Annotated in this window: 11 protein-coding genes; 6 read left to right on the top strand and 5 right to left on the bottom strand. The window is 58.7% G+C overall.

Features of this window, described 5'->3' with window-relative positions:
* Nucleotides 1-188 precede the first annotated feature (188 nt).
* Together opgB and F3I21_RS16990 are read right to left on the bottom strand one after the other, a co-directional pair.
* Nucleotides 189-2,489, bottom strand: a complete 2,301-nt coding sequence (opgB, locus tag F3I21_RS16995; protein WP_150059377.1) for a phosphatidylglycerol--membrane-oligosaccharide glycerophosphotransferase — start codon at nt 2,487-2,489, stop codon at nt 189-191.
* A 210-nt stretch (nt 2,490-2,699) separates the two neighbouring features.
* Nucleotides 2,700-3,089, bottom strand: a complete 390-nt coding sequence (locus F3I21_RS16990; RefSeq protein ID WP_021506760.1) for a tautomerase family protein — start codon at nt 3,087-3,089, stop codon at nt 2,700-2,702.
* A 120-nt stretch (nt 3,090-3,209) separates the two neighbouring features.
* Between F3I21_RS16990 and F3I21_RS16985 the strand changes: the two genes are divergently transcribed.
* Nucleotides 3,210-4,133 carry a LysR family transcriptional regulator gene (locus F3I21_RS16985; RefSeq protein WP_150059376.1) on the top strand — a complete coding sequence of 308 codons (924 nt, stop codon included), beginning with the start codon at nt 3,210-3,212 and terminating at the stop codon, nt 4,131-4,133.
* Here F3I21_RS16985 and F3I21_RS16980 read toward each other — a convergent pair.
* Nucleotides 4,107-5,126, bottom strand: coding sequence for a glycosyltransferase family 32 protein (locus tag F3I21_RS16980; protein ID WP_150059375.1), 1,020 nt, complete (start codon nt 5,124-5,126; stop codon nt 4,107-4,109). The genes F3I21_RS16985 and F3I21_RS16980 overlap by 27 nt on opposite strands.
* Before the next feature lie 415 nt (nt 5,127-5,541).
* Between F3I21_RS16980 and F3I21_RS16975 the strand changes: the two genes are divergently transcribed.
* Nucleotides 5,542-6,495, top strand: a complete 954-nt coding sequence (locus F3I21_RS16975) for a YncE family protein (RefSeq protein WP_021506763.1) — start codon at nt 5,542-5,544, stop codon at nt 6,493-6,495.
* A 15-nt stretch (nt 6,496-6,510) separates the two neighbouring features.
* Here F3I21_RS16975 and F3I21_RS16970 read toward each other — a convergent pair whose 3' ends face one another.
* Nucleotides 6,511-7,065: a histidine phosphatase family protein gene (locus F3I21_RS16970; RefSeq protein ID WP_021506764.1), complete on the bottom strand. Its 555-nt coding sequence runs from the start codon at nt 7,063-7,065 to the stop codon at nt 6,511-6,513.
* A 585-nt stretch (nt 7,066-7,650) separates the two neighbouring features.
* On the opposite strand from F3I21_RS16970, the gene F3I21_RS16965 reads away from it, so the two are divergent.
* The 4 genes from F3I21_RS16965 (at nt 7,651) to F3I21_RS16950 (ending at nt 12,583) form a co-directional block, all read left to right on the top strand.
* The gene (locus F3I21_RS16965) at nt 7,651-9,039 is read left to right on the top strand and encodes an MFS transporter (RefSeq protein ID WP_125310877.1); all 1,389 of its coding nucleotides are present in this window, start codon (nt 7,651-7,653) and stop codon (nt 9,037-9,039) included.
* Between the two features lie 75 nt (nt 9,040-9,114).
* Nucleotides 9,115-10,137 carry a LacI family DNA-binding transcriptional regulator gene (locus tag F3I21_RS16960; RefSeq protein WP_058771438.1) on the top strand — a complete coding sequence of 341 codons (1,023 nt, stop codon included), beginning with the start codon at nt 9,115-9,117 and terminating at the stop codon, nt 10,135-10,137.
* 12 nt (nt 10,138-10,149) lie between these two features.
* Nucleotides 10,150-11,133, top strand: a complete 984-nt coding sequence (locus F3I21_RS16955) for a nucleoside hydrolase (RefSeq protein WP_141496395.1) — start codon at nt 10,150-10,152, stop codon at nt 11,131-11,133.
* A 229-nt stretch (nt 11,134-11,362) separates the two neighbouring features.
* Nucleotides 11,363-12,583 (top strand): MFS transporter, encoded by a 1,221-nt coding sequence (locus F3I21_RS16950; protein ID WP_150059374.1) that lies wholly within the window; start codon nt 11,363-11,365, stop codon nt 12,581-12,583.
* Here F3I21_RS16950 and F3I21_RS16945 read toward each other — a convergent pair.
* Nucleotides 12,580-13,044, bottom strand: coding sequence for a YbaK/EbsC family protein (locus F3I21_RS16945; RefSeq protein WP_058757173.1), 465 nt, complete (start codon nt 13,042-13,044; stop codon nt 12,580-12,582). The genes F3I21_RS16950 and F3I21_RS16945 overlap by 4 nt on opposite strands.
* Between the last annotated feature and the right edge of the window lie 82 nt (nt 13,045-13,126).

Raw genomic sequence — 13,126 nt, 5'->3', positions numbered from 1 at the left:
TCATCCCTGTTGCTCCTGGTCGCCTTTCCTGTTGCCTGCAAGGTTATCCAGGTGGTGATAGTTTCACCATGTGATGATGTGGATTTTGCGCGACGTCTCGAAAAATATCAATTCGTACAAAGAGTAACGCTAAGCGGCAATAAAAAGGGCCTGCACGCTGGCAGGCCCTGGTCTGGCACGCATTTTTATCAATTTTCGGGCTGCGGAATTATTTTTATCTCCGCCATGCCGATACCGAGTTTGCGTGGATCCTGACCGGTAATGTTGCCGAGATTAGACAGCTGTGGTTCTGGCGGCGTGATGATGAGGTTGCGGCTGGCGCCGGGGTTGGTGAAATGCAGCGTCTGCGTGGAGAACGCGTCACCCAGATTGAGCTGCTGCACTTGCTCGCCGACGCGCACCGGAATCGGTCGATGGGCGTTAGCCCCATAGGCGCGTGCGGTGATCACCACGTCAAAGCGCGCCGGCAGCGGATCGATATATTCAATGTTCACCTCCGGCGCGAGGTTGGCGTTCGACCAGCGCCCCCAGCTTTCTGGCCGTGAAATACCGCTAAAGCGCTTCACGCTGGCCGGCGCGCCCGGCACGGTCAGCAGGAAGCTGTCCGCCTGGTAGCGAATGGCATTATCCTCGATGCGCATTTGCTGCTCGTTGAGCTGGTAGGTCGCCGCACTGACCTTCACCTGCGGGAACTGCGCTTTGCCCTGCCACACCGGCTGGTCGATGCGCGTCACCGTGGGTTGTCCGCCGGTCTGGCCCATCGCCAGACAGAGATCGGTCGACAGCGCCAGCGCCGGCTGCCACAGCCGGCCCATTTTGAAGCAGCGATCGACCCAGACAAACTTATCGCTGGCGGCAAAATCGGCCAGCTGGAAGCGCAGCGGCGCGGCGTATTCGCCTTCCGGCAGCGGCTCTACCTGATGATCGGATACGCGGAACAGGATCGGCAGCCTGAACGTCGCGCCCGAGAAGCTAAAGGTATTTTTGGGCTGGTCGATGGTGAACGTCTTCATCTGGCTGGGGAAATTCCACAGCTGAATGATATCGGCTTTCCACGCCGTCACCTTCTTCGCCATGTCATCGAACTGGCTGGAGAGCGAGGCCGAAGACAGCCCGCTGCGGCCAAGGCCAATCGCGTTATCCCCGCCGAGAATATCCAGCACCGTGGCGCCGTTATCCAGCGTGCTGCGCTTGCCGTCCAGCACCTCGGCCTGCGGCTGATCGCCACGGATCACCATAAACAGATCGCGGCGCGGCTGCTTGATCAGATACTGATGCGCCGTGTTATTCATCGCCAGATGATCGGAACTCACCACAATCACGGTGTTTTTAAACCACGGCGAGGCTTTGATGCGGGCAATCAGGCGCGCCACGTGCTCCTGGGAACAGGCCACCGCGCTAAACGACTGGTTGGGTTTGCCGTCATAGCTGTAACTTTTGCGCTGACAGCTGCGCGAAATAAAGCCGTCCGGATGATGGGTGTCCACGGTGAGTGTAAACAGCGCAAAGCGTTTCTGCTGACGCGACAGCTCCTCATACTTTTCAAACACTTCATCCATCACCGTATCGTCGTAAAAGCCCCAGTTGTTACGGTAGCTGGGGTCGGCGACGCGGCTCTTCAGCTCCTGCGAGCCGTACATGTTGGCGGCGTCAAAACCGTGTGACAGCAAAAAAGTGTCTTTACCGGCAAAGCGCAGGTCTGCGCCCTGAATAAACCAGTTCTCATAGCCGGAGTGTTTGAGAATATCGCCGAGGCAGATATTTTGCGGATAGAAGCTGGAAAGTGAAGCCGAGGCGTTGCCGTCGAACGGCGCAAACAGCGGAATACCGCACTGTGACGCCACCATGCCGGCGATGGTGTAATCGGTGCCGGGCAGTTGTTCGGTATTGCTGAAGTCAATGCTGTGATCTTTTTCGCGGCTCAGCTCTGGTGCCAGTCCAGGAAAAGCCTGTTGATCGAAGTAGGTGCGCTCAAGGCTTTCGCCGTAGATATACACCAGGTTGAGCTTCGGCGCGTTAATCTGCTTGTTCGGCGTTTTATAATAAGTTTCGAAATCCGAGCCAGCCTGGCGCGCGTGGGAGGCGATCAGCTCTTTCACCTGGCGAAACGCCGGCGTGGTTTGCACCGAGCCGGCAGCACAGGCGATCGCCAGCAGGCTCCAGCCGAGATGATGCGGACGTTTATGCCGGCGCAACACCCAGGAGAGAAAACAAAACAGTAAAAACAGGCCGATGATCAAGCCAAGCGCCGGTACCACATATTTGCTCACGCCCGCGCCGGTCAGGCTGTTGGTCAGGGTATAGAGCACCGCATCGTTGATGCCATCGCCGGTAAAATAGTTGCTGGCATACAGCGTAGCGTTGAGCACGATGAACAGGGTGAGCAGCAGCAAGATCAGGATAAACCAGAATTTATTTCGCCCGGCTTTATACGAATAGACTGCGATCGCAGCCAAAAAGAGCACTATTGAAAGCAACTCCAACGGCAGATCCTCACATTAAGTAAAAAGAACGCGTTACCTGCGTCTGCGGCCCTCTGCGGGGGTTTTGCGTCAATCTATATTGGCTGTCACAGGGCTGCAACACATCCAACCAGATTTGTGCGATGCATTGCGAATCGTTTAAGGCGGGTTTAGGCGGAGTCTGATTTAGTCTGGCAGCAACCGGCGCGCTGCTGCCAGCCAGGGCGGGCGCGGGCGTTACAACTTACCGGTGAGATACTGCGCTTCGCCGTCGGCAAAGCTCCAGTCACCTTTGCTGTTGGTGATAAAACTGATCATCAGATCGTTGCCCTGCACGCCACAATTCTCCCGCAGCTCGCGCGCTAACTCTGCCATGAAGTGCGTTTTCTGTTCTTCACTTCTTGGGCTGGTGTACACGCGCACCATCACCAGATTGTCGCTGCGCGCAAAGCCCAGCCCGGTATCCTGAAAGACCATCTGATAACGCTTGTTTTCATGAACAATCTGGTAACGATCGCGCGCCGGAACCTTAAATGCCGTGAGTACTGCGCGATGCGCTGCGTCGAGTAAGGTACGAATCTCTGCTTCAGAACGGCCCTGAATAACATCAAAAGTCAGTAACGGCATCAATAAATCCTCGTTTTTGCCCACGCGGAAAGAGTAGGATGAAACGCTATGCTGCCGCTTGCTGCCGGAAAGAAAAAGCGCGCTGATTAAAATTATTATTTATTATTTTGAACAATCCTGATGAAAGAAATTAAAACCGATGCACTCTGGGTGCATTTGCACTGGCTGACGGTGCTGGCGGAACAGGGCAGTTTTACCCGCGCGGCTGAACGCCTGGATGTCAGTAAAGCGGCGATGAGCCAGAAAATCAAAGAACTGGAGCAGATGGCGGGCGTGGCGCTGGTGCAGCGCACCACGCGCAGCGTGCGGCTGACGTCGGCCGGTGAAAAGCTGGTGGACGACCTGCGTGAGCCGTTTGCGCGCATCGCGCAGAGCTTCTTTAGCGTGCGTGACGAAGCCGGGCCGGTGCGCGGTCTGGTGCGCATCAGCGCGCCGGTGGCGTTTGCCCGGCAGCAGCTGGTGCCGATTATCGGCGACTTTCTGCGCGACTATCCGCAGGTGCGGTTGCAGCTCAACGTCAGCGATCGGCTGGTGTCGCTGGGCAGCGAAGGATTCGATCTCGCCATTCGCCACAGTCAGCAGCTGCCGGAAACGCACGTCGCGCTGCCGCTGTGTGAAACGCGCACGCTGCTGGTGGCCGCGCCGGACTATCTGACCCGTCACGGTACGCCGCATACGCCGCAGGCGCTGCAGCAGCATAACTGCCTCTATTATCCGCGCGGGCTGGAGTCGCCGCAGTGGCGCTTTCGTCTCCACAGCGATGACAGCGAAACGGTGCAGGTGAAGATTCAGGGGAATTTCGCCACTAATAACAGCGAGTCGATTCGTGACGCTGCGCTGCAGGGGCTGGGCATTGCTATGCTGCCGGACTTCAGCGCCAGCGCGGCGCTGACCAGCGGCACGCTGCAGCAGGTGCTGCCGGAGTGGCAGGCGGTCGATGCCTTTGCCGACCGCCTGTGGGTGGTGCGGCCCTACGCAGCGCAGGTGCCGCGTGCCGTCACCACCTTTATCCACTGGCTACGCACGCGCTTTGTTGATGGGTGAGGCCAGCGACGCGCTGAGCGGTGCGCTGGGCTGCATCATCGCCCCCAGCAGGCTGCGACGGTTGTAGTTACCGAGGCGCAGATTGAAGTCGAGATGCAGCTGCTCAATGCCGCTCAGCTTGATCACCGGCGGCGGCGTATGCGGGCGCTGATGGAACAGCACCGTGTGCGCAAAGGCGTCACTTTGCCAGTTGTTCAGCCGCTGATAGTAATAGGCGTTGGCCTCACATTTACGCAGATACAGGTTCACGCGGCGATGTTCGCGCATCGCCGCCTGCTGCGCCAGCGAACCCAGCTGCTGTGCCGGCTCGGCGATTTTCTGCGTCAGCAGGGCAAAATCATCGCGCTTTGCCAGCTCATTAAAATAGTTGTGCGCCCCCAGATGCTTGATCGGCGCGTACTGTTTTTGCCACTCACGAATAAAAGGATTATTGGGCGCAGCGGCGAGAAACCAGTTTTCAATCACCGGTGCCAGATAGTTGACGGTGGCAATTTCGCGGTAATAGCCAATCACATCCATGCGGCGTTCCTGATGCGCACGGTGCACCCAGCTCAGGTCTTCAAATAACAGCGTGCTGCAGTCAATCGCAATACCGCCGTAGCGTAATAATAATTCGAGGCGAATGACTTCACTTTTTTGCTGCTCGATTAATTGTGTCGAGGTAAAAATAAAATCCGGCAGGACTTCTTTAAGCGTTAAACGGTTTAATACATACACCTGATGATCGGGATTATCCTGACGCAGCTGCTGGATATTTAACGCCATCGATTTCGGTAAATATTCATTGTCCCAGTACATCCAGATTTTTTTGGGTATTTCCGGCAGCGCTTTCTCACCCGAAAGCAACACGATATTGTCCTCTTCGCTGGGATCATATTCCGGCGCGCAGAGCGCAGTATGCTGTTTTTTCTGCAGTAATGTCTGGCCGGTAAAGGCGATTCTCTGCCAGTGTTGCCAGAGCGTAAGGGCTGGCTGGAGACGTTTTTTTATCATGATGCACCTGATTATTGTGATTATGGGGAGCAAGGATTCCCTGATGCTGGCGGCTTGAGCGCGCTTATGTGTCCTGACGGCTGTGTGTAAAAAGACTACCCTTGCTTAATAATCGATCCGCAGCGGCAAGGCTACGAATTTTTTTCGCTTTCAGATTTACCGGAAATGCCGGGATCCGGGATGGCTAAAAAGAGGTATCAATAAAATGATGAGGGAGTGCGTTTTTTATTTTTGCTCGATTAAGACTATTCCTAATAAAATAACCCTCTACAGGCGCAGGCTGCGGCACGGAATAAAAATGAGCGATCGGCGGTCCGTTAACCGCGCTGTATTTTCCCCTGGCCTGGCCGCCGCTTGCCCAACGCGGAGGCAGGTTAGCTACGCTTAGAGCAGGCAACGAAAAAAAGGAGACACTATGCAGCCACACAAGCGTGGGTTACTGGCGGTTGATAAGCAGGGCAACCGCGTGCTGTTTCTCAATCCCGACAGCTTCGCCGTTGAGCAGGAGCTGAATGCCTTACCGCCGCGACCGCATGAGCTGCTGATGCTGCCCGCGCTGGAGAAGGCGTATGTGCCGATCTACGGTGATGGCGTCCACGGCGACAATCCGCATCCGGGGCACAAGGTGGCAATTATCGATTTGCGCCGCCGGCAGATTCGCGGCTTTATCGATCTGTCACCGCTCAAGGCGCCGCACAGCGGCCAGCTGGGACGCGATGGCAAAGTGTATCTGTGCTGTGAACACAGTGCCGCGGTGGCGGTGATCGATCCGCACAGCGACACGCTGGAGAAAACCATCCGGCTGCCGTCGCACAACGCGCACCGGCTGACGCTGTCGCCCAGCGGCCGCAAGCTGTTTACTGAAAACGAAGAGGATGCCAGCATCACGGTGGTAGATCTGTGCGAGGCGGAAGGGCGCATCATTGATAACATCCTGCTGCCGGGACCGATTGCCGGCATTGCCGCCTCGCCAAAGCACCCTTACCTGGTGGCCAGCGCGGCAGACGCGCCGCTGCTGTACGTGGTGGATCGTCAGAGTCACCGTATCCGCCAGCGCATCACGCTGCCCGGCCATCAGCAGCCGTGCCAGGTGGTGCGCTTCAGCGCCAGCGGTGAGCGGCTGGTGGCAATTGGCGACGGGGAAGGGGTGGTGACGCTGTTTGACGACTTGCTTAATCCGTTGGGGGACGTTGCGGTCGGCAATCAGCCGATGGATGGCTGTTTTAGCGCCGATAACCGCAGTCTGCTGATCGCTAATCAGGGTGACGGTTCGCTTAGCCTGATCGATCTGACGCAGATGAAGGTCATCGCCACGCCGCAGGCTGGCACCGGCTGCGAAGTCCTGAGCTACTTTCAGCTGTCGTCCTGAGTGCGAAAGCCGCCATCAAATAAACGGCCGGTGATAAATCGCGCTGCTCCAGTGGCGGCTGCTGGCGTGTTTTTCTGCCTGCCAGCCGCGCTTGCGCAGTTGGCGCGCAATCAGTTTGTTCATAATACCGTGGCCCACCAGCAGCACCGTGCCCTGTTGCGACAGGGCAATCAGTTTGTCTGCCGCCCGCTGCGCGCGCTGCCGGGCATGCTGCACTGATTCCACGCGCCCGGCGTAACCGCATAGCCACAGCAGGCGCAGCAGCGCCAGCCACAGCGTCAGCGGCAGATGCAGGCGCGCGAACGGCAGCAGCGGCATCGCCACTTCACTGAACACCTCATCCACGTCCTGCGCCTGCAGGCCAAGCCGCGCCAGCGACGAACGCGCGCGCGGCAACGGACTACAGGCAATCACGCTGGCCATGCGCGCAATCGCCATACTGCGCGGCGGCGGCGCATCACAAATCACCGCCTGGTCGTAGCCTTCACACCAGTCCGCCAGCGCCCGCGCCGTAAAGCGCCCGCTTACCGGATGGTCTGGCTTGCCGTGTCGCATGAGGATAATGGTCATAATGCTCCTGAGTGAAGGTCATCCAGTCTACTGCAGGCACGCAGGATTTCGCGCGGCCCGGGCGGTTTTAAGAATAATGCCCGGGTGTCATCAAAACTTAACTGAAATGTGCGAAAACGGCGCGGTGAAAGTTTGGTCGCCGTTTTTGCCAATGATAAGCAATAGTCGTTAATCACGCAGCGTGCGTGGATTTTTTAATGACGCTGGCTGTAATGTAATGTCATGAATTAACGCCGTTTTTATCTTTTTCTCCTGCACCATTGTGAAGATAAGTTAATTATTTTCCTGTTGATCACTTGATTTATCTACGCGCGTAGATAGACTGTCTTCACAGTGACAACTCACGGTGCCAGAGACGAAGTTGGCCTTGAGATGACCCAGTTACATTTGCCGTGCTAATGCGATCGATGAAAAAAACATCGGCGAAATCAGGCAAATAGATGAATTCCAACACCAGGGGATTCTTTACTGACCTTTCATCCAGGTTTGCCTACTGAACGTCGCCACCGGGGAGTTCCGCTTGTTGCCAGGGAACCGACCCACGGATGGGCGTTTACTGTTTTCACCTCTTTCAGGGAAATGGTTATGACGGTACATCACTCCGTTACGCAACAAGGTTCACATGCTTCCGCCGCCGATGCGCGGCTGGAAACCACCTCCGGGCGCAAAGATTTCTGGCGCGCCACCTTCTCCTGCTGGCTGGGCACCGCGATGGAATACGCGGATTTCGCCCTGTATGGCCTCGCTGCCGGCATCATTTTTGGCGATGTGTTCTTCCCCGAAGCCACCCCGGCGATGGCGCTGCTCTCCAGCTTTGCCACCTGGTCGGTCGGCTTTATTGCACGCCCGATCGGGGCGCTGCTGTTTGGCTGGATTGGCGATCGCAAGGGCCGCAAGGTGGTGATGATCAGCACCATCATTCTGATGGGCGCTTCGACCACGCTGATCGGCCTGATTCCTTCCTATGCAACGATTGGCCTGTGGGCGCCGGCCTGCCTGGTGCTGCTGCGTTTCACGCAGGGGCTGGGCGCCGGCGCAGAGCTCTCGGGCGGCACGGTGATGCTGGGTGAATACGCGCCGGTTGAGCGCCGTGGCCTGGTGTCGTCGGTGATTGCGCTTGGTTCCAACAGCGGCACGCTGATTGCGTCGCTGGTGTGGCTGGCGGTGATTCAGATGGATAAAGCCACGCTGCTCGACTGGGGCTGGCGTATCCCGTTCCTCAGCAGTGTGTTGATTGCTGCGGTCGCGCTGTGGATTCGCCGTCATCTGCGTGAAACGCCGGTGTTTGAGCGTCAGCAGGCGGAACTGCAGGCGCAGCGCCATGAAACGCTGGCGCAAAGCGCGACGCAACCCGACAGCCGCAGCTTCTGGCAGCGCAGCCGCGCCTTCTGGACCATGGTGGGCCTGCGCATCGGTGAGAACGGCCCGTCCTATCTGGCACAGGGCTTTATCGTCGGCTACGTCGCCAAAGTGCTGATGCTGGACAAATCGGTGCCGACCACCGCGGTGTTCATCGCCTCGCTGCTCGGTTTCCTGATCATCCCGTTTGCCGGCTGGCTGTCGGACCGCTTTGGCCGACGCATCACCTATCGCGGCTTCTGCCTGTTACTGATGGTTTACGCCTGGCCCGCCTTTAGCCTGATGGACAGCCGCGAGCCGGCCATCGTGATTCCGGTAATTGTAGTGGGCATGGCGCTGGCGTCGCTGGGCATCTTTGGCGTGCAGGCGGCGTGGGGCGTGGAGATGTTTGGCGTTAAACACCGTTACACCAAAATGGCGGTTGCCAAAGAGCTGGGGTCTATCCTTTCAGGAGGCACCGCACCGCTGGTGGCGGCGGCGCTGCTGTCGTTTACCGGCCACTGGTGGCCGATTGCCGTGTACTTCTCGGCCATGGCGACCATCGGTTTCCTCACCACCTTCGTGGCACCGGAAACGCGCGGACGCGATCTGAATCTGCCGGAGGATGCTATCTGACGCGCAGGATGGTGCAACATTCTTTGATTACGCTGGCCGGTACTCCCGGCCAGCGGCATTAACACAGAGGCAATATTGGCGAAATCCCCAACCGGAAATGTGACACGCAGTGACGTTGCCAAAGCCGCCGGAACCTCGGTGGCGGTGGTCAGCTATGTGATCAACAACGGACCGCGTCCGGTGGCCGAAGCCACGCGTCAGCGCGTGCTGGCCGCCATCCAGCAAACCGGCTATCGCCCGAATGCGGTGGCGCGCGCGCTGGCTTCCGGCAGTACCAAAACCTTTGGCCTGATCGTGCCCAATATCGCAAACCCGTTTGTCGCCTCGATGGCGCACGTGCTGCTGCAGGAGTCGCTGAACCACGGCCACGTGATGCTGCTGGGCGATGCCGGTGACGATCGCCAGCGCGAGCTGGAGCTGATCCAGGGTTTGCTGAATCGTCAGGTGGATGGCCTGTTTTACACCAGCGTCGATCGCCATCCCTATATTGATGTCATCCAGGCGAGCGGAACGCCGCTGGTGATGCTGGACCGCATCGAACCGCGCCCCGGCGTCAGCATGCTGTGCGTGAACGAACGTGAAGCGGCGCGTCAGGTCACGGCGCATCTGCTCAGCCACGGCTATCAGCAGGTCGGCATGATCAGCGGTCCGCGCGAGATGCTTAACGCGCAGGATCGTATTCAGGGCTGGCGCGACGCCATGGCGCAGCACGGGCTGACGGTAGATGAAGCGCTGATTTTTCCGGCCGGCTATTCGCGCCAGGGCGGTTACGACGCCGGGCAGCGCATGATTGCCAGCGGCCGGGTGCCGCGCGCGCTGTTTACCAGTAACGAAGGGCAGGCGATTGGCTGTATCCGCGCGCTGTCCGAACACGGTCTGCGCGTGCCGCACGATGTCGCGCTGGTGTGTTTCAACGGTACCGAGCAGTCGGCCTTTCATGTGCCCACGCTCACCACCGTGCGCCAGCCGCTGCGCGAAATGGCACGCAGCGCCATCGCCATGCTGAAAAACGGTCATGGCGAGGCGCAGCTGGCCGAATTTCCTCACCATCTGGAGATCGGTGAGTCCTGTGGCTGCCAGCTATCTCAACAAAAATAAATATATAACACCATGAAAAGACTAATTATTGATTGTGATCCGGGGAATGGTATTGCTGGCGCTAACACCGATGACGGGCTGGCGCTGGCCTTAGCGCTGGCGTCACGCGCGCTGGCCGTTGAGCTGATCACCACCGTGAGCGGCAACACACCGAGCGCGGTGGGAGCGCGGGTGGCTAAAGATCTGCTGCAGCGGCTCGGACTGAACATTCCGGTGGTGCAGGGCGCGCTGCAGGCGCTGCGCGAAGATCCGGCGCCGTGGCGCGCGCGGCTGGATAACGTCGCCGACCCGGCGCTGGGCGAACTGTGGCGCGGCGTGCGTCAGCCGCAGACGGTGTCAGCGGACGGCAACGATGCGGCGGGCGTGATGGGCCAGCTGATTTGTGACAATCCCGGCGAGTTTACGCTGGTGGCGATCGGCCCGCTGACCAACGTGGCGCAGGCGCTGCAGCGCTATCCGCAGATGGCGGATTCCGTAGCGGAGATCGTCATCATGGGCGGCGTATTCGCGCTGGATGACTACATCAAAGACACCAATTTTGGCCTCGATCCGGAAGCGGCGCATCAGGTGCTGCACAGCGGCGCCACCATCACGCTGGTGCCAATGGATGCCACCACGCAGACGCTGCTGACCCATCAGGATCTCACGCGCCTGACCGCCTGCGATCATCCACTGCCGCAGTTTGTGCGCGAAACGCTGCGACCGTGGATTGATTACTCCATCCGCACCCGCCATCTGCCGGGCTGCTGGATCCACGATGCGCTGGTCATTGCCTGGCTGCTCAACCAGCGCGTGGCGGACGGCGTGGATTATCACGTCGATATCGAGCTGCGTCCCGGTGCCACGCGCGGCAAGACCTGGCGCTACCGCACGCCGCTGCGACTGGACGTCGGCGTGCCGGCGGACGCTGGCGCGCTGGTGCATGTGATGCAGAACGTAAACAATCCGCTGCTGCTGGAAGTGATTGAGCAGACGTTCAACGGATTGAAACGCTGAGATTTTGCCACGGCGCGCGGTCTCCCGGCCGGAGTACCGTGCGCCGCTTTCCTGCCGACACGCTTCCTTACATCGCGAATCACTCGCTGACAATTCCCCGCCGCGCGGCGCCTTTCTGACATGCTATATACAAATGGTTAACACAATAATAACCAGTGCAACCATTCGCTGGATAACGTTCCAATAAAAATCTGGCCGCGAGCCGGAAGCAATCAGACAGGATACCCTTATGTTTAACTGGACTGCGACCCAGCGCAACGTGGCTTTCGCCAGTTTCGCCAGCTGGACGCTGGATGCGTTCGACTTCTTTATTCTGGTGTTTGTGCTCAGCGATCTTGCGCGCTACTTCAACACCAGCGTCTCCGATGTTTCCGTTGCCATTATGCTGACGCTGGCCGTACGACCGGTGGGCGCATTGATCTTTGGCCGGCTGGCGGAAAAATATGGCCGCCGGCCGATCCTGATGCTCAACATCGTGCTGTTTTCGCTGTTTGAGTTGCTGTCGGCATGGTCGCCCAACTTTGCTGCCTTCCTGACCTTCCGCGTGATTTACGGCGTGGCGATGGGTGGCGTCTGGGGCGTGGCCTCTTCGCTGGCGATGGAAACCATTCCCGACCGTTCGCGCGGCCTGATGTCCGGCATCTTCCAAGCCGGTTATCCGTGCGGCTATCTGCTGGCGTCGATAGTGTTTGGCCTGTTCTTCGAACAGGTGGGCTGGCGCGGCATGTTCCTGATTGGCGCGTTGCCGATTCTGCTGCTGCCGTTTATCTATTTTAAAGTGCCGGAATCGCCGGTATGGCTGGCGGCACGCGAGCGTAAAGAGAATCACGCGTTGCTGCCCATCATCCGCCAGCACTGGAAAATTTGTATTTACATGGTGCTGCTGATGGCCTGTTTTAACTTCTTCAGCCACGGCACGCAGGATCTCTACCCGACGTTCCTGAAAGTGCAGCACCAGTTTGACGCCCACACGGTGAGCATTATCGCCATCGGCTATAACATCGCGGCGATGCTCGGCGGCATTACGTTCGGCTCGCTGTCCGAGCGTATCGGGCGTAAAAAAGCCATCATGCTGGCGTCGTTTCTGGCGCTGCCGGTGCTGCCGCTGTGGGCGTTCTCCAGCGGTTCCTGGGCGATTGGTATCGGCGCGTTCCTGATGCAGTTTATGGTGCAGGGCGCATGGGGCGTGGTGCCGACCTACCTGACCGAGCTGGTGCCGGCCAATGCGCGTGCGGTACTGCCGGGCTTCGTTTACCAGCTGGGGAATTTAATTGCTTCGGTCAACGCCACGCTGCAGTCCCGCATTGCCGAAGCCCATGGCGGTAACTACGGACTGGGCATGGCGATTGTCGCCGGCACGGTGGCGGTGCTGATTTGCGTGTTCGTGGCGTTTGGCCGCGAGACGCGCGGCATCGAAATATCCGGGGCGGTGGCGAAAGAGACGCGTTAACGCGCCTCGCAGACGTCAATCCATTTCGCCGCCGTGAGTTCAGCCATGCGCTGCGGCGAAATGCGCACCGCGCTGTGAATCGAACCGGCCGCAGGTAACACTTCATCGAAACTGCGCAGCGACACATCGCAATAGACGGTCAGCGGATTTTCCAGCCCGAACGGGCACACGCCGCCGACCGGATGGCCGGTCCAGTTCACCACTTCATCCACGCTCAGCATGCGCGCTTTTGCCCCGAGCGCCGCCTTCAGCTTGCGGTTATCCAGCCGGGCGTCACCGCGCGTGACAATCAGCACCACGCTCTCTTTTACTTTCAGCGACAGGGTTTTGGCGATTTGTCCCGGCGTCACGCCATGTACGCGTGCGGCCAGTTCTACGGTGGCAGTGCTTTCCGGCATCTCGATGATGTCGATATCCGGTGCGTGTTCGGCAAAGAAGTGCCGTACCGACTCCAGGCTCATTTTTTTCTCCGGTAAAAACAGAGCGTAAAAGCTGCCATAAGGCGGGAAAGCTGTAAACGGGAGAAACGGAGAATCTGTAACA

The organism is Pantoea sp. B_9, from assembly GCF_008632015.1.
GTDB lineage: Bacteria > Pseudomonadota > Gammaproteobacteria > Enterobacterales > Enterobacteriaceae > Pantoea > Pantoea dispersa.
The sequence above is the reverse complement of the archived record's forward strand: the minus strand, read 5'-3'. Positions and strand labels throughout refer to the sequence as shown.